The organism is Paenibacillus sp. J2TS4, from assembly GCF_018403245.1.
GTDB lineage: Bacteria > Bacillota > Bacilli > Paenibacillales > NBRC-103111 > Paenibacillus_L.
In genome coordinates, this window is sequence record NZ_BOSH01000006.1 from 293,869 (window position 1) to 316,398 (window position 22,530).

A 22,530-nucleotide genomic window follows, 5' to 3' on the forward strand; every position below is an offset into this window, starting at 1 on the left:
TTCCATGAATATTGTCTTTAAAATCTCATGGAGTTGATGTATTAAAGCCGGGATTTATTTAAGTTTGTCAGGTCATACGTGTAATAATCGACCAGCCGTTTATCCTTGGCGTATTTCGGGCACTCTAACGGGGGAGTATTCCAACTAACAGGAGGCGAAACCCGATGGCGAACTTGATCGTCAGACCCGATTTAAAAACCGTAGGCGGGGAAACCGGCGATATTTTATTGAATGGCCGATTCATTGGAACTTTCACGTTGGTATACCGGGAGAATGACCGGGTCTCCGGCTCGGTCCAGCTGGAGAAAAAATCGCTGTCCGCTGCGGATAAAGAGGAAGTGGAGCTATTTTTGACCCAGTATATTCAATCCTTTACCGATGCCGTCAATGCGGATGAATGCAGTGTAGTGGTCACTTACAGCTCTTATGAGCATATTGTCAATGCTGAGGAGATAGAGACGGCTGGAGAGACCGATGTAGAAGAAGAATTCGAGGAGACCGAAAGCATCGCGGATGATGAAGAAGATGCCGTTGGGTATTATGAGCTTGTCGCGGTGAACGAAACGCCAAACTCGGTGCATTATCACGTCTACGATGAGCAGGAGGAATGGCTTGTAGAGGCGTTCCTGGATATAGAGCAGGATAGAGTGGAGGGAGAAATCCACTGGGTCCATGAGCCGTCTGAGGAAGAAATTGATGAGGTGACGGAATTGATCGTCTCGGATTTTGACTCTAATCAGATTGATCATATTTTGCTCGAGCATTATTACGATCAGGAAATCTTGACGATAATGGAGTTGGATCATGAATCCCTTGTATCAGAGGATGGGAAGCCGGATTCGTTAAATGGCAAGCTGGATGATGATTATTTGGTTGTGCTCATAAGGGATGACGGGGATACGTTAACCTATGAGATTTACCAGCAGTCTAGGGGGGCCTTGCCCATTGGAACCGCCACAATTGATTTGGGCAGCCGCCAACTGACCGGCTTTATTGACTTCCGGGAGCCGGAGCATGCCCGGGATTCGGAGGAGATTGCCGCGCTGCTTTTGAACGAATTAGATAAGGAACAGGATTACGAATCGCTAAGTCTGACCATGCTCAGTCACAATAAAACAATTGAAGAAATGTATATTGAATCGGCTCCCGTTCATTAGTGGCAGCCGACCGTTGAATATGAAAAAAGGGGCGGCAATATTGCCGTCCCTTGTCATATGATTATACGTAAAGACCATCAGAGTAAGCCTGAATTACCGCGTTACTATGAACGGCCTAGAGGCCTCTAGGCTAAGCTATAATTTCTTCATTGGCCGTAAACCGCTCCGATAACGGAAGAGCGTATATATCGACACGATGAATTCTAAAATGCTCGACCTCAGCGATTTGAAACTTTACATCTTGGAAGATGACGGTTTGCCCGATTTGTGGCTGACCGTTAATTTGGCTGTATATCCAGCCGCCGATCGTGTCCACCTCTTCGTCCGAAATGTCCAGTCCCAACATTTCGTTGACCTTCTCGATAAGGAGGCGCCCATCTACGGATGTTTTGTCTTCCAGCACTTCCACCTGGGCTCTTTCGACCTTGATCTCGTCCTGAATATCTCCAACTATTTCTTCCATGATGTCTTCCATTGTAATAATTCCCGCCGTACCGCCGTATTCGTCGACGACCACGACGATTTGAACCTTTTCCTTCTGCATGACCCTTAACACCTGGCTGATCTCCATCGCTTCCGGAATATGAATCACAGGCCGGATCATGCTTTCCAGTTGAAGATTGTCCTTGCCGTTCTGAAGGACGGCATTGTAGATGTCCATAGAATGGATAATTCCGATGATCCGGTCTTTATCCTCTTGTGCCAGCGGGTATCTTGAATGTTTGCTTTGGATAACAATGTCCAAATTCTCGTCAAATGACGAATCTGTATATAAGCATTCCACCATGGTACGCGGTATCATCACTTCCCGGGCTACGCGCTCCGAAAAATTAAAGATGTTCTCCACCAACATAAGCTCATCCTGATCGATGTGTCCGCTCTTCTGGCTTTCCTTCATGAGAATGCGGATTTCTTCTTCACTATGACTGGCTTCATGCTCGGAGGCCGGTTGAATTCCGATCGAGCGCAGCAGCAGAATCGAGGTCCCGTTCAACAGCCAAATGGCTGGGTACGTCAATCGATAAAACAACATTAAGGGGCCGCTGAGCCATAAAGCCGTCTGTTCTGCTTTGACGATCGCGATCGTTTTGGGGGCCAGCTCTCCCAAGACGATATGAAGGATAGTGATCGTTCCGAAGGCGACACCGAATGAGACGGGCGTCACCAAATATTCAGGCGCATTCAGATATGCTAAAAGCGGCTGAACGATTAATTTAGAGATGGCGGGTTCACCAACCCAGCCCAAGCCCAGGGATGCCAGCGTTATGCCAAGCTGACATGCCGATAAATAAGCGTCCAACCGTGAGGTTACGTGCTGTGCAATTTTTGCTCTGGCGTTGCCTTCATTAACTAATTGCGCGATCCGGCTTCCCCGGACTTTCACAAGCGCGAATTCCGATGCTACAAAAAAACCGTTTAATAATACTAGAAACATTACCAATAATAAATTTAATAATATCGGTATGCCATCTTCCAACAAGGATCCTCCCCCGGTCGGGTTTGGATGTTCACCTCCGGATTATTTAGAATAGTACTTAAGGTATGGAAAAACCTACAATGTTAAGCATCAACTTTCCATCCGATCACCCCATTTAGACCATTATAATCGAAATGTGAACAATTTGTAAGCTAACTCGGTAAGATGAACCATTATTTATATAAAGAAAAAACCGTCAGGAAAAAGTCCCGGACGGCGTTTGTATAAAGTAGTGGGTTGATTTATGCGGTAATCGTATATTGTTTTGTGCGCCATTTTACAGAAAAAAGAGGACAGCCAAACCGACTATGAGACAGTAGATAGAAAAGTAAACGAGATTTCCCTTCTTCATAATGTTCATAAACCAACGGAGGGAAAAGTAAGTAGCTATGAGAGATAGCAGGAAAGCAGCTCCATAAGGAAGCAGCAGCCGGTTCAAATCGGGATCTTTCACAATATCTCCCGCTTCCAGAATCATCCCGCCCAAGCTGACAGGGATGTACATGAAGAACGAGAAGCGGAGCGCCGTTTCCTGCTTCATGCCCAGCCCCATAGCAGCGACGATCGTCGCCCCCGAACGGCTAACTCCCGGAATGAGTGCAACGGCCTGGGCTAATCCGACAATGACCGCATCTTTTAAAGTAATTTGTTTATCCCCTTTGCGGCCTTTGAGGTTGCGGATCAGCCATAGCGCTACAGCCGTAACTAACAGGGTGATCCCGATAACGTGTATCCCTTTAAGTCTGCTGGATATGAAATCATTGAACAGAACGCCGATAACTCCAGCGGGAATGGTTGCAATAATCAAATAGATAATAAACATAAAATCGCCGCGGCAGCTAGGATCCCTTTTGGTCAGATAGGCGGTTCCGTTCACTGTCAGTCTTACGATATCCTGTCTATAGATAAGCAAGACAGCGATCAATGAGGCAAAGTTGACGAGAACCTCAAAGCTTAATCCTTCGATTTCTAACCCGAATAATCGCTGGGCAATAATCAGATGGCCGCTGGATGAAATCGGAATCGGCTCGGTAAAGCCTTGAAGCAGTCCGAGGATGGCGTATTTAATAGTTTCCCATAGGCTTTCCAATATAAGTTCCTCCAAATATAGATAAAATGAATGGATTGAGAGCGGACGCAGTTACGACGGCGGAGTCTCTTTGCTGTAAAGAAGGATTCGACAGCATCTGACCGGATTGGGAGTCAAGCGCTGAGTTCAGGATGTCGAGCCTTGTTTTATAATAATAGAATTAAGTGAAATTTCAAAGCTTTGTTAAGAAAGAATACGAAAATTTAAGACTTCTTAACTATTTCTTATCGTTCCTATTGGCTACGTACCCTTTCGCTTATAGAAAAGTTGATTTTTTGGACACGTATTTAATAGCCTTCTTGTGTTACACTATTCGTTAAACCTGAAGATAGGAGAAGGATCATAATGAAGGAAATCGTGCTGGGAGATTTTCATACGATATTATCAGAAGGAGAGGTTTGGAAGATCGGAGGTTTTCCACTGCCAGACGGAACTTTCTGGAGCTACCGGGAGCCGGAGGCGGTTGTCATAGTCCGTAACGGGATTCTCTATGTCAGAGCGCCCCTCAGCCGCAGCCACGATCAAATACAGATTCTGGACAACGCTAAACACATGTATTATTCTGTGGATCCGGTTGAAATTCCGGAGAATGGAAGCATCAGTGTGGAGCTGCAGATTCGCGCACGAGCACAGAACACCGCTCCGAACGATTTGTATGACGGGTACGTGTCACTGAACCTGCTAGATTTTACTACCGGCGGCGCTCTCGATTTCTTCGTCAGCAATGACCAATACGCAAGCGTGTACGCGGTTTTGCCGTTCCCGGGAGTACAGGTCCCCGAAACGGATCAAACGAAATATTTCTGCATTTTTAAAGAAGAGAAGGAGCATTTCAAGCCGCGCGAGTTTAATACTTACAAAATCACTTATGACCGTGCTGCCAATGAAGTGGTTTTTTATATTAACGATCATGAAGTTCGCCGGGAAAAGAATGTGCCGGTTAAGTTCAATCAGTTTACCGTAGCTCTCGGTATCATGACCGAGAAGGATCTGACCCCGGAAGGCAGCGTATCCGTCCATGGACAGACCGTTATCGGAGAGTGGTCCCCTGTACAAATTAGGATCGAAGAGGGCAGCTAGAGCTCGAAGATGGCGCGCAGCTCGTCATCAGAGCAGCGGGCCAGAAGGAGCAGGGCTTCGTAAGGGTCCCCTTTAATACGGAAGTAATGGGCGAAAGCGGGCTCGGTCTTCCAGCCTTCTGTTTTAAGCCGGAGGATGGCCTGCTTAGCTTCCGGACCTGCCAATTGAAGCAGACGATGCTCTATATCCATATGAATCAAAGCATTTTGCTCCGTGACCGGGACGGGCTGCCCGAAGCATTCAATCGGCCAGTCCTTATAATGAAAGCGGCAGACCGTCGTAGGCAAGCCCTGCTTGACGGTTTCGTGAATCCTGAATCCGGACAGCGTACCATAATGGGTCCGAAGGGATTCGGCGAACAGGTTGGGATTGCGGGCTTCGCAGATTATATCCAAATCGCTTTCTTCGGTGTCGATGCCTAGAGGGATCGTTCCGGCCAGTATGGGGTCGAATGGATGCACTCGTTCATAAATTTGCAGCTTGGTCAGGGTTTCGTAGGCTTGACGCTGCCTCGGTGTCCCTTGACGCAGAGCCTCCGCTTTTTTCCACTTGGTGTAAAGCTGGGCCATTTCTCTTTAGCCTCCTTTTTGCTCCGATGGATAGACGTACCCATAATGTAAATTCATGGTCTGCGTAAAGGATACTCGCGACTTGAGTCGTGAGAGGAATCTACGCCCTTCTCTTATAAGTCACACCCCTTTACTCCTCCTCTTTTGATTAGATAAGCGATCTTCCACTTATTTCTGAATTTCTGCTTCAAATAGGAACGTATGTTTGATATAATGGAGTGTGTAGGATGTAGGGTGAGTAACTTACAGCCTAGCTGATGATATTAACACGAAGCAAGGTGACTTGAGTTGAAGATCACTTTAACCGCCAAAGTGAAGATCTTGCCCACTCCTGAACAAATCGATGGGTTACGACAGACTTTACGAGCTTATCGTCTGGCAAGTGATTACCTGTCCAAGCTTGTATTTGAAGAGAAAATTCTCTCCAAGACGAAGCTGCATCAGTTGATGTACCGAGAGTTGCGCTCTGCCTTTTCCTTGCGATCTCAAATGGCCCAATCGGTCATGCGAACGGTGATTGCTCGATACAAGTCATTAGTCGGCAACGGCCACCTCTGGACATTCGTCCGGTTCAAGAAACCGGAGCTCGACCTCGTTTGGCGTCGAGATTACTCGCTTACGAAGCGGATGTTTTCCATCAATACCCTGCATGGCCGCATCAAGGTGGCTTATGAAACGAAAGGCATGGAATCTTATTTCGATGGATCCTGGTCCTTCGGGACCGCCAAGTTAGTCCACAAGCGAGGGAAGTTCTTCTTACATCTCCCGATGACCAAAGAAGTGGAAGAAGTTTCGGATCAATCTTTGAATCAAGTAGTCGGATTAGATATGGGCATCAACTTTGTTGTGACTAGCTATGACTCCCAAGGTCAATGTACGTTCTTTCACGGTAGACCCATTAAGAATAAACGCTCGAAGTACAAGCATTTGCGAAAGCAATTGCAGCAACTAGGGACAGCCTCTGCTCGCCGTAAGTTAAAGCGGATCGGGGGACGAGAAAACCGCTGGATGACAGATATCAATCATCGGATATCCAAGGCACTCGTCCGCCGATATGGGGCCCATACGTTGTTTGTACTGGAAGACTTAACGGGTGTTCGAAACCGTACAGAGCGGGTTCGGGTCCAGGATCGTTATGAAACCGTTTCTTGGTCCTTCTATCAGCTGCGCCAGATGATCACGTACAAGGCCATCCTCCATGGAGCCAAAGTAATAGCGGTTGATCCCCGTTATACATCACAAGCCTGCCCCAAATGCGAGCATACAGAGAGAGCCAATCGGGATAAGAAGAGGCACCGCTTCTGTTGTCAGAAGTGCGGGTATCGCTCGAATGATGATCGCATTGGCGCTATGAATCTTCAGCGCATTGGAATCCAGTACATCGCTGAAGTGGCTGTATAGGTATACCTATGCAGTCGGGCAGCAGTCAACCTGCCTATGGTAACGCCACCCCAAGGAAGGAGGCTAACCGCCGTACTCACTTCCGGGCAGTTACAAGCTCGTGACTTGAGTCATGAGTTGTTGATAGGGGTGATGCGGATTGGCGATTCGCCATAACATTCTTTCCGCCGCTCTTATTCCGCTTTCGCGGATCATGATCAATGGACGGGATAATTGCGGAACATGCTGGTTCTCCACATGCTGCATACTGATCAGCGAAATATCGTCGGGAATCCTTTTTCCGAGCAGGCCGCATGCATGATAAATCCAGGCGAGATCCATTCCGGTAGCACATAAAATAGCCGTAGGTTGAACACGTTCAAGCTTCTCGACAAGACGGACATTCCAATCCCCAAATTCGACCATATGGTCATCTGGATGACATTCCAGACCTGCATCAGCCATAGCTTTCTCGAAAGACTGCCAGCGGATCACAAACCCCCGGTGCCCTTCCTTTCTTCCCACGTATATGATTTTGCGATGACCTTTGGATAATAAATAGCGCACAGACTGATGAATCGCCGTACCGACATCCCAGGCAATACTATCTACCTCGGCCGCATGTCCGGGAAAATTAATAAGTATGCGTGGAATGGAATATCTCAATAAATGCTCCTCTTGCTCCAACCCAACCATAGGAGGAATAAAGATTCCGTCCATATATTCCAGTTGATGAATATCCGCCCAATCTTGTAATGATTCCCCCTCCTTGAATTCGTAAGGAATAATAACGGTTTCTATTGAATGTCCGTACTCCGACAGCTTCTGCTGTAACCCGGCCAAAATCAACTGATTTAGCTCTATCGCTGACGGGTGATCGGAGATGACAAGGGCAAAGCGAAACGGTTTACGGGTATAGAGGGGGATTTGCTCCACCGCATGGGCCCGTTCCTGCTCTTTAGTCCGGTATCCGGCTTCCTGTGCCCTCCTGATGACTTCACTTCTCGTTCCCTCAGACATGCCGGGCAACCCTCGCAATGCCTTGGACACCGTATGAACAGACAGCCCCAGTTGTTCAGACAGATCCTTTAGCGTAACCGATTTCTTTTTTCGCAACGATATATTCATCCTTTTCGATTCCGATTTGTAGCCTCATTCTAATTAAAATGAAGGTTTTTTTCAACTGGTTATAAAAGCTTCATATGAAATAAAATGAAACTGAACCTATAGGCAATAAGGAGGAAACCTGATATGTCTAAAGTTGATTTTCAGAAAATCAAGTACTACACACCTTCGTCTAATAACAGTTCACCAATAACCGTCCATGCTGATTTATGCATCTATGGGGCGAGTTCAGCCGGAGTTGCCGCAGCTGTTCAGGCAAAGCGAATGGGGCTCAGCGTTGCGATAGCTGAGTTTGGTCGCCATCTGGGAGGACTGACTACCGGGGGACTGGGAGCAACGGATATTGGAAACAAGGAGGCGATCGGTGGAATTGCCAGGGAGTTTTATACCGCGATTGGAGAGTTCTATGAAAATAAGGAGGGAGATGGAACGCAGTGGACCTTTGAGCCGAGTGTGGCCAAAAGTATATATAAGCAATGGCTGGAAGAAGCCAATATACCGGTGTATTACGAACAACGTCTATCCAGCGTAGAGAAGACCGACAGCAAAATTACAACCTTAGTTATGGAGAATGGCAGCGTATTCTCAGCTTCCATGTTCATCGATGCAACGTATGAAGGGGATTTGCTGGCACTCGCGGGAGTTTCTTATCATGTAGGACGCGAGGCCAATACAGTGTACAGGGAGACGCTAAATGGTGTTCATTTTGGCAGCCCGAATCACACGTTCAAAGCCTGGATCGACCCGTACCAGGTTCAGGGCAAGCCAGACAGCGGGCTACTGCAGGGTGTGACAGACGTCCCTCCCTTTATCCAGGGCCAGGGTGATAAATGTATACAGGCTTATAATTTCCGCATCTGTCTTACCAATGTTCCGGATAACCAGATCGCTTTTCCCGAACCGCCGAACTACGATCCAGAAGCATTTACTTTACTAGCCAGATATATGCAGGCCGGAGTGTGGGACGCGCTAAGACTGCACAAAATGATGCCGAATGGCAAGACAGACTTGAACAATTATGGTGCTGTATCTACCGATATGATCGGGGCTAATTACGAATGGCCCGAGGGGGATTATGTAACAAGAGAACGAATATTTCAGGAGCACTTGCATTACAATCTTGGAATGCTCTATTTCCTGTGCAATGATGAACGGGTTCCGGCACCTATACGTAAAGAAGTCAGTCAATGGGGCTTGCCTGCGGATGAATACCCGGACAGCGGGCACTGGACACCTCAGTTGTATATTCGCGAAGCGAGAAGAATGGTTTCCGATGTCGTCATGACGGAACATCATTGCTACAAATATACAACCGTCACGGACCCAATCGGACTGGCTGCCTACACAATTGACTCCCACAATTGCCGCCGTCTTGTAATCGATGGGCGCTGTGTAAACGAAGGAAACGTGGAAATTCCTCCTGCGGCACCTTATCCTATCTCCTACCGCGCCATTATTCCCAGAGGAAACGAGTGCACGAACCTGCTCGTCCCCGTCTGTCTTTCTGCGTCTCATGTCGCCTTTGGCTCTATCCGTATGGAACCTGTCTTTATGATTTTGGGGCAATCCGCAGCCACTGCCGCTGCCTTTGCTCTGGAGGCCAATTGCGCTGTGCAGGAAGTCGACTATGTTCAATTGCGAACCAGATTACTGGCAGATCAACAACGGCTGGAGCATATTAAATGATGTTGAAGCGGTTCGATGCCCGGGCTGCAAAAAAATTTATTGGCAACGACAATAAATGCGAGGAAACCCCATAAATAAGGAATCGGTTGGTTCGGGGCCCCCGAAAAGTACCTGGAATCGCTTCGAAGCCCATCTCCACTTTTTGGGGAAGGAGCAGCTATCGTCTCCAAAGAAGGCGATAGCTGTTTATGCTTTATAATGTTCCAATATTCGACAAAAACTGGGATATATACAATAATAGATATATAATGATTACACGCACCGGGTCCGGTGAGTCATGCAGGGGGCGGGTCTAATGCTTTTATCGCAAAAGGAATTGAGCCATCTCGTGTTTTTGGCGGATGTTGTGTTGAACGGCAAGAAGAAAGCGGCAATGGAAGATACTTTGCGCTGTTTGTTGTACGTTGTTAAATCGCTGCCGGAAGCGGAATTGCCCGATAGCGTTGTCGAGCATATCCGCCTGTTGGTGGAGAATATTGAAGCTCAGCTGCGGTCCGAAAATAATCGGCAGCAGGAGATCGAGCTGCGCTTTGCTCAGCGGGGCCAGCGCAACCCTTTAGGATAGTGATTCTTGAGCTGTCCTCCGCTTGCCTTACCCCAGCCTACCGGATATCCGTCGACTGTAACGAGGACCCATCCTTCTGTGCTGTTGTCCACCGGCAAGGTTTCACCATGGAGGTAAGAATTGGCTTCCCCGGAATCGGAGCTCACCGTCAGAATGCTCCGGGGCATATCCTCTTTCAAAGCGAGCGCCAATGCGTGGGCGGGATCTAATCGGCGCTTCTTAATGGTGCCCAGATGCAGACCGGGCCTAACTGTCTTTAATCCTTCCAAAGCCGTTCCTGTCCAGCGCGCCTCTCTGTCGAAGGGCAGCCAGTAAAGCTGGTCTCCGAACAGGATGGGTTCCCCTGGAGGAAGCTCCAGCGGCTTGGATAAATACCGCTGCGTGAACTCGGAGTACAGCTTCCATGCTTCGGTAACCGCTTTGGATTGTAAGCTGTTCTTGCTAGTGGATTTGACTCGTCCTGTGGTCACAAGCTTGGACGCAGGCTCGCTCCCTCCTTCCTCCCTTTTCCTCAGAAGAGCAACGAAATGACCTTCCCCTTCGTTCCGATGGGGCCAGAGCCGCTCCGTTCGCAGCACCTCCAAATGAGTACACTCGTCAGTGATCTGTCCAATAACCTGTTCATTTTCTTCCTCGGAGAAGGTACAGGTCGAATAGGCCATAATTCCGCCCGGCTTCAGCATCGGGACGGCCTGGCGCAAGATGTCCAGCTGTCTGGCGGCGCACATGGCGACGAGTTCGGGGGACCACTCGTCCATGGCTTGCGGATCTTTGCGGAACATTCCCTCCCCGGAGCAAGGCGCGTCGAGCATAATGCGGTCGAAACAGGAATCAAGCCGCTTCATTAGCTTATCGGGGGACGCCTGGGTCACGATGGCGTTGCTGACCCCCATTCTCTCCATGTTTTCCGCCAATATTTTGGCGCGGGCAGGATGAATTTCGTTAGCGACGAGCAGCCCTTTTCCCTGCATTTTACCGGCAATTTGCGTTGATTTTCCTCCCGGCGCAGCAGCCAGATCCAGAATGGTCTCCCCAGGTTGAGGGTCAAGCCATTCCACGGCGGACATGGCGGACGGCTCCTGAATGTAATACAGGCCGGCAGCATGATACGGATGCTTGCCCGGACGATGCGAGCTTGGATAGTAATACCCGGTCGGACACCAAGGAACCGGACTTAATTCAAACTGTTCTATTAACCGTTCCGCCCCGAGACTGCCGGGCCGCACTTTAAGAGGATTAAGGCGGAGGCCATGCGTGCGCGCTTGTTCATAGCTGCTGAAAAACCGCTCCGCTTCGTCATTAAGCTGTTGCTTCATTTTAACGATGTAGGCTTCGGGTAATTGGGCGATCAAAACCAGGAACTCCTTTGTACTGGATTTCAATAAAAGTATGTTTTCATTCATTCTTAGACTTCTAATTTTTTTATCATAACGATTTTTATGCAAAATTTCCAGAACCATTTCATAGTTATTCCCCTAAGGCTTTAAAATGATTACACAGGCGCGCGGCAGACAAATGGAGACAGATCCGACGGACTAGAATACTTTCTTTGAAAACTCGATGAAAATGTTGGAGATCCTATGAAACTATGAAAATCTTGTAATAAAAATCCGGCTCAAAAACCGGAAGCTGTGCATGAGTAATAAATGCCTCACGGAATATACTTTGAATCTGGTGTCTGCAGTCGGGAAGGAAAACAACATTTAAGGTGCGGTTCTGCACCCCATCTTATCTTTTTAGTTGTCATTTTTCGCCTAGGAGAAGGGTAGCGCATCCTTTTCCGACCCTCCTCTCCGCTTTGCTACAGGGAATCCGCATGATATAATAGAATAATGTCTTTCTAGAGGTTGTTCAAAAGAAGCGAGTTTTCTGCGAAAACTTGTACTTCTCGATGCTGAAAGGTTGACTTTTTGAACCCTCACTTTTAGTTATGAAAAGGTGGTGGCCATGAGCTATAACATTCCAACCAAAGTTCAGATTCTGGGTCAGGATATCCGTCCGGACCAATTGAAATATCATCATAAAGAGGTGCTGGTCTCCAAGGAGTTTACCTTTGACAGCGCGCATCATCTGCACTGCTACGAAGGCAAATGCAAAAACATGCATGGACATACCTATAAATTGCAGGTCGTCATGAAGGGCAAGGTGGATGAGCGGGGCCTCGTTATTGATTTTGCCGATATCAAAAGAATTACGAAGGAACGGGTGGTCGATCGACTGGACCACCAATATTTGAACGAGGTTCTTCCTCCAATGAATACGACTGCCGAGAATATGATCGTCTGGATGTATGAGCAGATTCACGAAGGATTGGTCCAGGAAGGACTCCATCCTGCAGTTCAATTGGAGGAATTGCGTTTATGGGAGACGCCTACGAGCTATGCGGCAATTACCCGGTCGATGATGGAGGATAGCTGAGATGAAGGATGTTAAGCTACCGATGGTAGAAATTTTTGAGACGGTGGAAGGCGAAGGAACCCGTGCAGGGTTTCCGACCGTATTCGTCCGTCTATTCGGCTGCAATCTCCGCTGCGTATGGTGCGATACGACGTACAGCTATCCGCCGGATAAAGCGGATACGGTAATGACGATTGAAGAGATCGTCGGAGAGGTGGGCCGTTATCGGTCCCGCCACATTTGTCTGACCGGCGGGGAGCCTTTGTTATACGGCGATTATTCGCTCGCTTTAATTGAAGCTTTGGCGGGAATGGAACGGATCGATGACCTGCATATCGAAACGAATGGCGCGATTGATCTCGCCCCCTTCATTAGCAAAGTAACTTCCTCCAAGGTCAGATATATTATGGACTACAAGCTTCCCGGATCCGGAGAAGCGGGACAAATGGTCCACGAAAACTTTGCTTTGTTGAGAAAGCAGGATGAAGTCAAGTTTGTCATTGCCGATGAGACTGATTTTCACACGGCTCGTCAAGTATTGGAACAATATCCAACCGAGGCGCTGCCGTTGTTCAGTCCCGTCTGGGAGACGATGCCTCCGGCCAAGCTGGTTGAGCTGATGCTGGAGCATGCTATGGTTCATGTGAAGCTGAACATGCAGCTGCATAAAATCATTTGGGACCCGGCCATGAGAGGGGTCTAATCATATAACTTAACATTAAGGGCGGTGCGTTATGGCAAGCAAAGAGACGGTGAAAAAAGCGGTCGTTATCCTGAGCGGCGGTCTGGACAGCACAACCTGTATGGGGATTGCCAAAGAAGAAGGCTATGAGATTTATCCAATTACATTCGACTATGGGCAGAGACACAGCATGGAGATAGAAAACGCCAAGCGAGTGGCTGAATATTATGGGGTTGCTTCGCGGCATAAAATGATCTCGCTAGGCTTCCTTAAAGAATTCGGGGGCAGCGCGCTGACCGACGATACCATGGATGTGCCGGAAGCAGGTGACTCCGACGGGAGTCATACCGAGGAGGATGTTCCCGTTACTTACGTTCCGGGTCGCAACCTGTTGTTTCTCTCTATCGCTATATCCTATGCGGAAGTGACCGGAGCAGAGGCCATTTATATCGGGGTGAATGCTCTCGATTACAGTGGATACCCGGACTGCCGGCCTGAATTTATCCGTAAGGTGGAAGAAGTGATAGCACTGGCTACCGTAGCTGGTTCCGAAGGTCCGGGAATTCGGATCGCCACTCCGCTCATCGATTGGAGCAAGGCGGAAATCATCCGCCAGGGAAGCCGTCTGAATGTGCCGTATCATCTAACGACTTCCTGTTACAACGGACGGGCAGAAGCTTGCGGGACCTGTGACAGCTGCCGACTTAGGTTAAGAGGATTTGCCGAGGCTGGCTTGAAGGACCCGATCCCTTACTTATAAAGCTAGATTGAAGTGTATTGAAAAAAGGGAGTGCACGAAATCCCTTCTAAGCGCCTATCCGTTCATCGTTCCTTTAGTAGACACGAATTCCTGCGAATATACAGTTATTATGAATCGAATTCGAACGCTCGTGAGAAAAGCCTGCGATGATACAGTAATATCAGTATAAAACGACCCGATCGCGGATGGAACGAGATAAAGGATGTACTTTTGCAGGCTTTACTGCGGAATCGGAGAAAATCGCCCAAAAATCCTGCTGAATTCAGGCTTGTTGACACTTATTTCACCTCAATGGGCGATAAATATGGAAAATAGATGTATTTTTACATTTATTTTCCTTTATCGGGAACTATCCGAGCGACATAGATGCATTTTTCAACAGCCTGAGAATTGCAGGCTTCCTAATCGCTGAAAATAAGAGGTTAGTAGCTTCGGAGGCACTTTCCTTCGGAACGGAGGAAAGCTATTCTTTAGGCGCTTATAAGTTTAACAATTTATGTGTGGTATATTGCTAATTGCGTAGCTGACATCCTTTTCGTGGAAAACATTTTCCGGGAAATATTTTACATCCTTTGATAAAAATTAGTTGATATATTACTCGTAGCAATTATCTGCGACTGGTTCTGACATAAAGGAACTCGTTGCATTGAACCTCGAAAAGGTCCCCAAAACTATATTGAAATAGTCCTCTGAGTCCCTTTTCTAAGTTTCCTCTAAATCTGCTCCAAGTCTTTCTTTCTCCGACTTTTCCATTCCAATAGTCTGCTTTGATTTCCCATCCTGTAATAAGTGAAACATTAAAAGCAAGGAGTGCTTCCCTCGCCAATTGCTGCGTATTCATCGATATAACATCTATGGAAATATAGTCTTTCAGACAGCCATACCTTGAAAAAGTATAATAAAAAGATATGATAAAGATAGATAAAGTATAGGAAAAATTGGAAAATGGTGAAAATATGAGCTTGGGTATAGCGATCGCAATGACGATAGCAGTGATTATTATAATCCTTTATGTTTACAACACTTGGTGGATTGAAATCTCTCCATATGAAATCCGCAGCGATCTTGTAAAACGACCCGTTCTGTTCGTACATCTGTCCGATCTTCACGGCATGACCGCAGGGATCAACGGACGGATCAGTCGTCTAGTGACACAAATCGATCCGGATTTCGTCGTTGTCACTGGAGATTTAGCTACTCGTACGCAACAGCTTCCCCGCGTAATGGATGAAATCAGCCGTATCCCTCATCGAAACGGAATCTATTTCGTACCCGGCAATTATGAACGGGAGGAATCGATCGGATGGCGTAAAAGACCGATAGCTGAATCAGACTATCTGTCCCGAATTGGTCAGCACATCACCGTATTGGATAATCGGGCGGCAGAAATCCAATGCAACGGAAACAGCATTCATCTGTATGGCTTTGATAATTCCATCTACGGTAACGAACGTCTTCCGGATTCTCCTTGCGCGAACTCTAAGGAGTCATCTTTGGAAATTCCGTATTCGATTGGATTGGCGCATTGTCCCAGTATTATCAAATATTTGGAAGAGCACAGGATTGACTTCCATCTATTATTGGCCGGGCATACCCACGGAGGACAAATCAGACTGTTTGGAAAAACCTGGGGATCATATCGTCATTATCCTATCGGCTTGAGCCGCCTGAGTGCCAATCGTTATTTCGGAATCCACCGGGGTCTAGGCACCGTCAAATTGCCCATTCGTTTGAACTGCCGGCCGGAAATCGTCGTGTACCGGCTGGTTCCTGCTTAAGAAACAGGGCAAACCAAGTAAATTTTGGGCTCTATCGATTTTCTGATCGGATGAATGCTTTGGCACTAACTTTGTTTTGTAAGCTATTAATAGAATGATATTCAGCTAGTAAGGCAAATATGTTGAAAAAATAATATTGCTATTTTCAGAAGATTTGCGAAAAATAATGAAGAAAAAGCTGGGTATAGACAACTTATTGTCGATCGCGTTCGTCTAATAGGTAGAGATCATTCTATTATCGAGCCGAGTAAGTCAGAAAAAATGTTTGTCAGAAGGGGGGATTCCATTGTTTATTTCCAAACTTGATCCGGACCGACTGACCCGGCAGCAAATGACGCAGCTTCTTTTTGATGGAATTCGAGATGACGGAAAGAAGGGAGATTGTATTTTTCTGTTCGGCAGCCGCAGCAGCAAGCGGGTAATGAAGGCGGCTGATTTATATAAAGCGGGCCGCGCACCCTATATATTGCTTTCGGGAGGAACAAGATGGGGAGAAATCATTCCCCCCGAGGCGGAACGAATGAGGGATCAGATTGTTCGGCTCGGTGTGCCGGAATCGGCTCTCCTGTTGGAAGCCGAATCAAATCACACCGGTGAAAATGTCATCGCCTCGATGCTGGTCCTGAGCCGCAGCATCGGACTCCATAAAATTAGAAGGCTGCTGGTGGTCACTTCTCCCTACCATATGCGCAGATGCCATTTGACTTTGTTAACCTATATGCCCCGCTGGATAGCCTATACATTATGTCCGGATGAACGTCACGACGGGCAGGCGAATAATTGGTGGATGCTGCCCAAGGAGAAGGAGAGAGTGGCCCAAGAAGCCCGATCTCTGATCCGATATGTCAAGGAAGGGATGGTGATCGATACCGACTTATCAATAGATTAGGTCATTCCTCTTATAGCTCTATTCCCCGAACCTTGGAGAACACCATCGTATCCCGTGGCAGCCCGTTTACATCGGTGTCCTCCCGCCGCAGAATGCCCTCCAGCGTAAATCCGCATCGCTCCGCCACGCGGCGGCTTAGATCATTGCGGGCGTCGCAGCGGATTTCGACTCGATTCGCCTGCAATTCGTCGGCGGCGAATCGCGTAATGCCGTGCACCGCTTCGGTCATCCAGCCCCGACCTGTCTGCGAGGTTCGGAGCCAGTAGCCGATTTCGAAGCCTCGGTTTCTCCAATCGATTCGGTGCAGGCCGCTGCAGCCAATGAATTGGCCTGTTTCCTTGACTAATAGATGCAGACGCAGCTCCATCCGCTCCAGAAACCGCAACCGGGCATTGCGGATGTTCGCCTCCGTCTCATCCACCGTGGGCAATTGTTGGGCCCAGGGCATCCATTGGCGCAGCTCTTCGAAGCTTTCCCTTATCGCTGCATTAACCACGGCGCCGTCTCCCCATTGAGGGGCGCGAATAATTAGCCGCTCGGTTTCGAATTGCTCCGGAAATTCGAGCAGCAGAAGCTCATTGTCAGATACGCTCATGACTCTTTCCTCCTTATTCTCAAATAATAACGGTGCGGCATTTAATTCGGATATCCCCTGTCGGGTGGGACGAGAGGCATAGCGAATAGGGTTCGGCTGCGGGTGCACTTCTGCTGCTCGAAGGTCAGCTCGACCAGTCCGATTTGCTGCAGTACCGCCTGAAAGGGGCTGAATTGTCCGACGCAATAATCCAACGTCTTGCCAAGCTGGGAGGAGGTAAGGTTCGTGGCAAGCGTGCAGTGCGGATTCCATCTTCCCGGCAGGTAGAAAGGGATCGCTTGAGACCGCAGTTCATTGAACCGGTTATGAAACCGTTGATGAAGCTGCAGCAGACCAGCCGTTACGGTGGGTCCCAGGAATACCGTCCCTGAAGCAGGAAAGCAGCCGACGATGTCAACAGGAACCGTCAGGGCCAGAGTCCCCTGCATAAAAGCAGCCATTTCGTCCTGAAAGCGTTCGGTATCCAGCTCATTATATACGGCCACCGTTAGGTGAGGCTGGATTTCTTGAATGGACGCCATATCGTCCGTTATTCCTTTCTGTTCCAATCCTTTCCATAGTCCCCGCACATATTGCTCGGTCCTGTCATCAACAAACAACTCTACGGCATACCGAATCATGGCTTTCCCCGCCTTCCTCATTTTCTCATATTATACCTAGGGAAGCCCGTTTACGATATAACCAAATCATCCACAGCTCGATTATTTTGCTGGACAACCGGTTTATTTTGGAAACGAAAAGGTCTATGCTTACGTATATAGATAGAGAGAAGGAATGGACAGGGGGTGGGGCGGTGAACGGGGATCAATGGAATAAGAGACTACGGCTTCCGCTGCTAATTCTGTGGAGCGGGCTGCTGTTGTTTTCCGCTCATACTCCGGCTCAAGCGGGAATTTTTGGAACGTTTAAAGGAATTATGGAGCTGCCGGAAGAAATCGACCGGCTTAAGGAAGATTACGAGCAGGTCCGACAAAATTACAATGACACGATGAGCCGTCTGGAAGAAGCGGAACGGGCTGCGCAATCGGCTGCACAGACCTATGAGAGCTCGCAGCAAAAGCTTATTCAGGAGAACGAAAAGCTTCAGAGCCAGAACAGAGAGCTGCTGCAAATGGTGCTGGAGCTGCAGCAATCGGAGCAGGAAAGACGTCAGAAGGCGTCTCGATTCCGCACCATTGTATGGACAGCCGTCGGGCTCGTCGGCGGATATTTTGTGCTGACCCGCGGGATGAGAGTCGTTCTAAGAAGCAGGTAAGCAGCAGGGGGCGCGCCATGGAGATTACATATAACATTCACCCCGGGAACGGGCAAAGCCAAGGGATGGAAGTACAGCTTGCTGCTGGGGAAAAGCTTCATATGCTCAACTCCGAAATGATCATTGCTTTTCAGGGGGACTCTCATCAGCGGGAAGATCGGATTATGGATTGGAAAGGAATGTTTCGCAAAAAAAAATGGCTCCGGTCGGATCTGTCCGGTCCATGCCGATTCGTCCTGTCGCTGCCTGCCGGTTACAGTGTGAGAAGTATTCCCGTTATGGAGCAGGAGGATTTCCTATTCGATATTCGTCACGTTCTGTTCTACACCTCGGGAATCCAAATGAAAAGCGTCATTCAAACGATGAAAAATGTTGTCGTGACACGGGATTGGATCCGGATGAAGTTTTACGGCAGCGGAGAAATCGGCATTTTGTCCCAAGGGCCGCTCGTTGAAATGAAACTGGCTCCTGATGCTCCCGTCTATATTGATGCAAGCTGTTTGGTCGCTTACCCTCAGAACGCGAAGCTGGATCTATGTGTGTACGGAAATCAGCTGGCTGGACAGCATATGAACTATCACTGGAAAATAACTGGGCAAGGATATGTATTAATGCAAACCGGCAAGCCTGGATTAAGGCTGGAGGAGCAGTTGAAAGACGATGGATTGATCAAGCGGATGCTGCGGGAAATCATCCCCTTCGGAGGCATCTTTATCAAATAACAGGAGAGGGGCTCATTATGAATAAAATGTCACTGCAGGCCGTATTTATCGATCGGGACGGAACGATTGGAGGAACGGGGCATTTTATCCATCCGTGTGATTTTGAGCTGTACCCCGGGGTGGAAGCTTCTCTCATTCAACTCAAAAAAGCCGGGCTGCAAGTATTCGCCCTTACGAATCAGCATCGCATCTCCAGAGGACAGGCCACGGAGGAGCAATTTCATGAGCAGTTTGCTCAGTTTGGCTTCGATCAGGCCTATATTTGCCCCCATTCCTCGAGCGAGCCTTGTCTTTGCCGCAAACCCGGAACCGCCATGCTGGAGCAGGCCGCTTCTGAACATGGGCTTGATTTGCGGCATTGTGCAGTTATAGGCGATGTCGGCTCGACCGATATGCTGGCGGCGGCCAAAGTAGGAGCAGTCAAGATTCTCGTTCGCACGGGCTGGGGAGAACAGTCATTAGGGGATTATCGGCATACCTGGGCGGAGACGGAGCCTGATTACGTGGCGAAAGATTTGCCGGAGGCGGTAAGCTGGCTTCTCCAGCATCATAAATAAATGCATGGAAATCGAATGAAATGTGGCTGCCTTGAAGAAGAGGATCGCCACGAAAGCTTTGGCGGCTGGCCTTGTTATAGGGCAGGCCGCTTTTTGGATGGGAACGAAAGAGAATGAAATGGCCCTGTCCATGTTGTAATCGCCAGAGTTTTGTACTGGAGATAGGGGGACTTCGCTGCAGGAACAAGGCTGGATACACGATTGGAAACCGATATGAAAAAAAGGCTTGAGTCTGTAACAATGTTTTGTTACAATCCGAATAGAACATTGTTACATTAAAAATGAAGGGATGGCCGATGAATAAATTGGAGTATATTTCCAAGAAGGATTTGTTGAAGGCGACCGGTATTTCCTACGGTCAGCTCTATCGTTGGAAGAGGCAAAATCTCATTCCGGAAGCATGGTTTATTAAACAATCCTCTTATACAGGTCAGGAGACGTTCTTCCCCAAGGAGCAAATTCTCAGTCGAATTGACGCGATCCAGCAGCTTAGGGATCGCTACACTTTGGAGGAGTTAAGTGGTTTATTCTCCCCGGAGACGAATTCCCGAACTTACGAAGCTGCTGCGGTGCGGCAGCTGCCCGGTTTTCATCCGGAAGCGGTAAGCTTGTATGAGCATTATTTTCTGAAGGATCGGTTTAGCTTCATGGAGGTGCTGTTCATTCAGGTAACCAGCCGCTTCATGAAGAAGTGCCCGTTAAGCGATAAAGAAACTGAACAGTTTGTCATGTGTGCGAAGGAATGGATTCCGAAGATTAAAGGAACGGATGCGACGATCTATGCCTTCAGCAAAGATGGAGCTTTAATGTTCATGCTGGCGGAGCAGGGGGGCAGGCTGTTGACTGACCCTGGCGCGGTGCTGATCGACAATGTGTATTTAGAAGAGTTATCCAAAGACTTGAATCTGATCATTAATCAAAACATGGGGTGATGATTGTGGATGTAACGACCGATCTGCAGGATGTGAGCATTTCCGGTAGCGGCAAAATTATAGGTGGCCGGTACAATAAAATAAAAATATCGGGCTCTGGCAAAATTAGCGGTGAAGTGGAGGCCAACCGCCTTAAAATATCCGGCTCGGGGAAAGTGGAGGGCCCTGCAGTCATTAAGGAATTGCAAGTGAGCGGCCATTGCGGCTTCGACGACAGCCTGGAAGGGGAATCATGCACCGTCAGCGGATCCTTCCATTCCCGAGGCAACGTCCATATGTCACAGCTCAAAGTGAGCGGCAGCTTCTCCTGTTCGCAATCGGTCAAACTCGTCGATGCCCAAATTAATGGATATTTCAAGGCAGACAAGTTAGAGGCGGAGGAATTCAGGCTCGAAGGAAGCATGAACATTAGCAAAGAGCTGAACGCTCATGTGACAGACGTTATTCTATACGGTCCGTGCCGGGTTCATGAAATTGGAGGGGAGACCATTTCTATCTATTCCCATCATTCGCGGCCGGGTCTGTTCAGAGCTCTGTTGTCATTGTTCAAATCGGATCATAGTTTAACCGCCAATTTAATCGAAGGGACGCAGGTTTATCTGGAAAATACGAGGGCCAATGTCGTTCGCGGAGGCCGGGTCACCATCGGCCCGGGCTGTCGAATCGAGCAGGTAGAATATATGGATGCGCTGGATGTATCCCCCGAAGCTCAAGTAGGCAACGCTATTAAAATATGATAAAATAACGAAGCTTAATCCGCTCCGCCTAATCCGGCTGGTGCGGATTTTTGTTGGTTTCCACTGAGTTTTGGGCTCTTTTCTCTTTCCAGAACAATGCGCTAAGTACCCGTTCGATCCATTCCTTATCTTCTGTGGAAAGCTGTCTGCCGTCAAACTCCAGCTCATTCTCACGCAAAAAACGGCGCAGATTGACAGGTGCCTGAGGAGGTGGCACAAGCTCGGTTTCCGGCTGCAGGTAGCCGGCTTCCTGCATCAGAACAGCATAGGATGTATTTAAACCGTTAGATAGCTTCAAGAGTACTTCAGGAGAAGGAATTCCGCGCTGTCCATTCTCGATTTGGGAGATATAGGAAGGGGAAACGCCAGATCGATTGGCGACCTCCCGGATGGTAAATCCTTGTTTTTTGCGCATTTGGCGTAGTTTATCGTAAAACATCGTCTCTTCTCCTTATTCCAATAGGTTCCGTTAGTTAACAATATTAACATGAAAGTTTACAATTGTGTAATGTAAAATGCTATTCTTTTACTTCTTTTACATAAGTAAACTAAAAGGATTGCAAAAGTAAATATAATCCAGTATAATAGGAACGAAATGGGAACAGTGGAGGGGTTTGCTTGAAAATCATTGCCAGACCGGACTTGTTTGCCAGAACTAGAATTTTGAAGGGAATGTCGCAGCGTGAGCTGGCCAGACGATCAGGTTTGAGTCACACGTATATCAGCATGCTGGAACGCTCCAAGAAAACGATAGGCCCGGCAGCCGCCAAAAAGCTGAGCGATGTGCTGGATATGCCCATGGACGAACTATTTATTATTAAATAATTCGATAGTCATCTGGTTTATTCCTCTAATTCTCTCTCCTCTTCAGTCGATCGAATCATAGGATCCTATATTCGCCTTCTTGCGATTTTCATGGTGAAAAGCGATTTGTTAGTGATGATAGAAATGCTTTTGCTGATGTTTTATTTTTCCTCTCACTCTAATATAATTTTATTTCAAAATTATCATTTTATTATTGAAATATAGTTTCATTACAAATACAATAGAGTTGGTACATTATGTAAGCGGTATCAAAGATTTGAAACTTCGATGAC

General features: G+C 47.9%; 24 protein-coding genes. 16 read left to right on the forward strand and 8 right to left on the reverse strand.

Features of this window, described 5'->3' with window-relative positions:
- Nucleotides 1-164 precede the first annotated feature (164 nt).
- Complete coding sequence (locus tag KJS69_RS15395) at nucleotides 165-1,157, forward strand: hypothetical protein (RefSeq protein WP_213584662.1); 993 nt, start codon at nucleotides 165-167, stop codon at nucleotides 1,155-1,157.
- 130 nt (nucleotides 1,158-1,287) lie between these two features.
- Here the strand turns inward: KJS69_RS15395 and KJS69_RS15400 are convergent, their stop codons facing one another.
- Both KJS69_RS15400 and KJS69_RS15405 read right to left on the reverse strand, forming a co-directional pair.
- Complete coding sequence (locus KJS69_RS15400) at nucleotides 1,288-2,592, reverse strand: hemolysin family protein (protein WP_213584759.1); 1,305 nt, start codon at nucleotides 2,590-2,592, stop codon at nucleotides 1,288-1,290.
- Between the two features lie 319 nt (nucleotides 2,593-2,911).
- Nucleotides 2,912-3,724 carry an undecaprenyl-diphosphate phosphatase gene (locus KJS69_RS15405; RefSeq protein WP_249730542.1) on the reverse strand — a complete coding sequence of 271 codons (813 nt, stop codon included), beginning with the start codon at nucleotides 3,722-3,724 and terminating at the stop codon, nucleotides 2,912-2,914.
- A gap of 345 nt (nucleotides 3,725-4,069) precedes the next feature.
- On the opposite strand from KJS69_RS15405, the gene KJS69_RS15410 reads away from it, so the two are divergent.
- Nucleotides 4,070-4,804, forward strand: coding sequence for a DUF6081 family protein (locus KJS69_RS15410; protein WP_249730543.1), 735 nt, complete (start codon nucleotides 4,070-4,072; stop codon nucleotides 4,802-4,804).
- Here KJS69_RS15410 and KJS69_RS15415 read toward each other — a convergent pair.
- Nucleotides 4,801-5,373: a DUF4269 domain-containing protein gene (locus KJS69_RS15415; protein ID WP_213584664.1), complete on the reverse strand. Its 573-nt coding sequence runs from the start codon at nucleotides 5,371-5,373 to the stop codon at nucleotides 4,801-4,803. The two genes, KJS69_RS15410 and KJS69_RS15415, sit on opposite strands and share 4 nt — an antisense overlap.
- 288 nt (nucleotides 5,374-5,661) lie before the next feature.
- Here KJS69_RS15415 and KJS69_RS15420 point away from each other — a divergent pair, with 288 nt between their 5' ends.
- Nucleotides 5,662-6,774, forward strand: a complete 1,113-nt coding sequence (locus KJS69_RS15420) for an RNA-guided endonuclease InsQ/TnpB family protein (RefSeq protein ID WP_213584665.1) — start codon at nucleotides 5,662-5,664, stop codon at nucleotides 6,772-6,774.
- A gap of 90 nt (nucleotides 6,775-6,864) precedes the next feature.
- On the opposite strand, the gene KJS69_RS15425 is transcribed toward KJS69_RS15420, so the two are convergent.
- Entirely contained in the window at nucleotides 6,865-7,869 is a 1,005-nt protein-coding gene (locus KJS69_RS15425; RefSeq protein WP_213584666.1) for a LacI family DNA-binding transcriptional regulator, read from the reverse strand.
- A 135-nt stretch (nucleotides 7,870-8,004) separates the two neighbouring features.
- Between KJS69_RS15425 and KJS69_RS15430 the strand changes: the two genes are divergently transcribed.
- Both KJS69_RS15430 and KJS69_RS15435 read left to right on the forward strand, forming a co-directional pair.
- Nucleotides 8,005-9,564, forward strand: coding sequence for an FAD-dependent oxidoreductase (locus tag KJS69_RS15430; RefSeq protein WP_213584667.1), 1,560 nt, complete (start codon nucleotides 8,005-8,007; stop codon nucleotides 9,562-9,564).
- Nucleotides 9,565-9,859: 295 nt separating this feature from the next.
- Complete coding sequence (locus KJS69_RS15435) at nucleotides 9,860-10,129, forward strand: hypothetical protein (protein ID WP_213584668.1); 270 nt, start codon at nucleotides 9,860-9,862, stop codon at nucleotides 10,127-10,129.
- Here the strand turns inward: KJS69_RS15435 and KJS69_RS15440 are convergent.
- A complete protein-coding gene (locus tag KJS69_RS15440) occupies nucleotides 10,099-11,481 on the reverse strand; it encodes an RsmB/NOP family class I SAM-dependent RNA methyltransferase (RefSeq protein ID WP_306434412.1) in 1,383 nt (460 codons plus the stop codon). The genes KJS69_RS15435 and KJS69_RS15440 overlap by 31 nt on opposite strands.
- Before the next feature lie 595 nt (nucleotides 11,482-12,076).
- Here KJS69_RS15440 and queD point away from each other — a divergent pair.
- The 5 genes from queD to KJS69_RS15465 all read left to right on the forward strand — a co-directional run bounded on the left by queD (nucleotide 12,077) and on the right by KJS69_RS15465 (nucleotide 16,635).
- A complete protein-coding gene (gene queD, locus KJS69_RS15445; RefSeq protein WP_213584669.1) occupies nucleotides 12,077-12,547 on the forward strand; it encodes a 6-carboxytetrahydropterin synthase QueD in 471 nt (156 codons plus the stop codon).
- 1 nt (nucleotide 12,548) lies between these two features.
- Nucleotides 12,549-13,229, forward strand: a complete 681-nt coding sequence (locus KJS69_RS15450; RefSeq protein ID WP_213584670.1) for a 7-carboxy-7-deazaguanine synthase QueE — start codon at nucleotides 12,549-12,551, stop codon at nucleotides 13,227-13,229.
- A gap of 31 nt (nucleotides 13,230-13,260) precedes the next feature.
- Nucleotides 13,261-13,968 (forward strand): 7-cyano-7-deazaguanine synthase QueC, encoded by a 708-nt coding sequence (queC, locus tag KJS69_RS15455; protein WP_213584671.1) that lies wholly within the window; start codon nucleotides 13,261-13,263, stop codon nucleotides 13,966-13,968.
- A gap of 956 nt (nucleotides 13,969-14,924) precedes the next feature.
- Nucleotides 14,925-15,746 (forward strand): metallophosphoesterase, encoded by an 822-nt coding sequence (locus tag KJS69_RS15460; RefSeq protein ID WP_213584672.1) that lies wholly within the window; start codon nucleotides 14,925-14,927, stop codon nucleotides 15,744-15,746.
- Nucleotides 15,747-16,032: 286 nt separating this feature from the next.
- Nucleotides 16,033-16,635 (forward strand): YdcF family protein, encoded by a 603-nt coding sequence (locus KJS69_RS15465; protein ID WP_213584673.1) that lies wholly within the window; start codon nucleotides 16,033-16,035, stop codon nucleotides 16,633-16,635.
- Between the two features lie 10 nt (nucleotides 16,636-16,645).
- Here KJS69_RS15465 and KJS69_RS15470 read toward each other — a convergent pair whose 3' ends face one another.
- Complete coding sequence (locus tag KJS69_RS15470) at nucleotides 16,646-17,230, reverse strand: GNAT family N-acetyltransferase (protein ID WP_213584674.1); 585 nt, start codon at nucleotides 17,228-17,230, stop codon at nucleotides 16,646-16,648.
- 41 nt (nucleotides 17,231-17,271) lie between these two features.
- Complete coding sequence (locus KJS69_RS15475; RefSeq protein ID WP_213584675.1) at nucleotides 17,272-17,850, reverse strand: 2'-5' RNA ligase family protein; 579 nt, start codon at nucleotides 17,848-17,850, stop codon at nucleotides 17,272-17,274.
- A gap of 173 nt (nucleotides 17,851-18,023) precedes the next feature.
- On the opposite strand from KJS69_RS15475, the gene KJS69_RS15480 reads away from it, so the two are divergent.
- The 5 genes from KJS69_RS15480 to KJS69_RS15500 all read left to right on the forward strand — a co-directional run bounded on the left by KJS69_RS15480 (nucleotide 18,024) and on the right by KJS69_RS15500 (nucleotide 21,433).
- Entirely contained in the window at nucleotides 18,024-18,485 is a 462-nt protein-coding gene (locus KJS69_RS15480) for a hypothetical protein (protein ID WP_213584676.1), read from the forward strand.
- 17 nt (nucleotides 18,486-18,502) lie between these two features.
- Nucleotides 18,503-19,207 (forward strand): AIM24 family protein, encoded by a 705-nt coding sequence (locus tag KJS69_RS15485; RefSeq protein WP_213584677.1) that lies wholly within the window; start codon nucleotides 18,503-18,505, stop codon nucleotides 19,205-19,207.
- A gap of 17 nt (nucleotides 19,208-19,224) precedes the next feature.
- Nucleotides 19,225-19,764: an HAD-IIIA family hydrolase gene (locus tag KJS69_RS15490; protein WP_213584678.1), complete on the forward strand. Its 540-nt coding sequence runs from the start codon at nucleotides 19,225-19,227 to the stop codon at nucleotides 19,762-19,764.
- Between the two features lie 296 nt (nucleotides 19,765-20,060).
- Nucleotides 20,061-20,696: a DUF4004 family protein gene (locus KJS69_RS15495; protein ID WP_213584679.1), complete on the forward strand. Its 636-nt coding sequence runs from the start codon at nucleotides 20,061-20,063 to the stop codon at nucleotides 20,694-20,696.
- Nucleotides 20,697-20,701: 5 nt separating this feature from the next.
- Nucleotides 20,702-21,433, forward strand: a complete 732-nt coding sequence (locus KJS69_RS15500; protein ID WP_213584680.1) for a hypothetical protein — start codon at nucleotides 20,702-20,704, stop codon at nucleotides 21,431-21,433.
- A 28-nt stretch (nucleotides 21,434-21,461) separates the two neighbouring features.
- Here KJS69_RS15500 and KJS69_RS15505 read toward each other — a convergent pair whose 3' ends face one another.
- Entirely contained in the window at nucleotides 21,462-21,872 is a 411-nt protein-coding gene (locus KJS69_RS15505) for a helix-turn-helix domain-containing protein (protein WP_213584681.1), read from the reverse strand.
- Between the two features lie 179 nt (nucleotides 21,873-22,051).
- Here KJS69_RS15505 and KJS69_RS15510 point away from each other — a divergent pair, with 179 nt between their 5' ends.
- Nucleotides 22,052-22,258 (forward strand): helix-turn-helix domain-containing protein, encoded by a 207-nt coding sequence (locus tag KJS69_RS15510; protein WP_213584682.1) that lies wholly within the window; start codon nucleotides 22,052-22,054, stop codon nucleotides 22,256-22,258.
- Nucleotides 22,259-22,530: the final 272 nt, after the last annotated feature.

Bases quoted from the DNA above. Each gene is read 5' to 3' on its own strand.
- KJS69_RS15450 (WP_213584670.1), top strand. From the start codon at position 12,549: ATGAAGGATGTTAAGCTACCGATGGTAGAAATTTTTGAGACGGTGGAA.
- KJS69_RS15475 (WP_213584675.1), bottom strand. From the start codon at position 17,850: ATGATTCGGTATGCCGTAGAGTTGTTTGTTGATGACAGGACCGAGCAA.
- KJS69_RS15485 (WP_213584677.1), top strand. From the start codon at position 18,503: ATGGAGATTACATATAACATTCACCCCGGGAACGGGCAAAGCCAAGGG.
- KJS69_RS15490 (WP_213584678.1), top strand. From the start codon at position 19,225: ATGAATAAAATGTCACTGCAGGCCGTATTTATCGATCGGGACGGAACG.
- queD (WP_213584669.1), top strand. From the start codon at position 12,077: ATGAGCTATAACATTCCAACCAAAGTTCAGATTCTGGGTCAGGATATC.
- queC (WP_213584671.1), top strand. From the start codon at position 13,261: ATGGCAAGCAAAGAGACGGTGAAAAAAGCGGTCGTTATCCTGAGCGGC.
- KJS69_RS15430 (WP_213584667.1), top strand. From the start codon at position 8,005: ATGTCTAAAGTTGATTTTCAGAAAATCAAGTACTACACACCTTCGTCT.
- KJS69_RS15415 (WP_213584664.1), bottom strand. From the start codon at position 5,373: ATGGCCCAGCTTTACACCAAGTGGAAAAAAGCGGAGGCTCTGCGTCAA.
- KJS69_RS15470 (WP_213584674.1), bottom strand. From the start codon at position 17,230: ATGAGCGTATCTGACAATGAGCTTCTGCTGCTCGAATTTCCGGAGCAA.
- KJS69_RS15410 (WP_249730543.1), top strand. From the start codon at position 4,070: ATGAAGGAAATCGTGCTGGGAGATTTTCATACGATATTATCAGAAGGA.
- KJS69_RS15495 (WP_213584679.1), top strand. From the start codon at position 20,061: ATGAATAAATTGGAGTATATTTCCAAGAAGGATTTGTTGAAGGCGACC.
- KJS69_RS15435 (WP_213584668.1), top strand. From the start codon at position 9,860: ATGCTTTTATCGCAAAAGGAATTGAGCCATCTCGTGTTTTTGGCGGAT.
- KJS69_RS15400 (WP_213584759.1), bottom strand. From the start codon at position 2,592: ATGTTTCTAGTATTATTAAACGGTTTTTTTGTAGCATCGGAATTCGCG.
- KJS69_RS15460 (WP_213584672.1), top strand. From the start codon at position 14,925: ATGAGCTTGGGTATAGCGATCGCAATGACGATAGCAGTGATTATTATA.
- KJS69_RS15395 (WP_213584662.1), top strand. From the start codon at position 165: ATGGCGAACTTGATCGTCAGACCCGATTTAAAAACCGTAGGCGGGGAA.
- KJS69_RS15505 (WP_213584681.1), bottom strand. From the start codon at position 21,872: ATGTTTTACGATAAACTACGCCAAATGCGCAAAAAACAAGGATTTACC.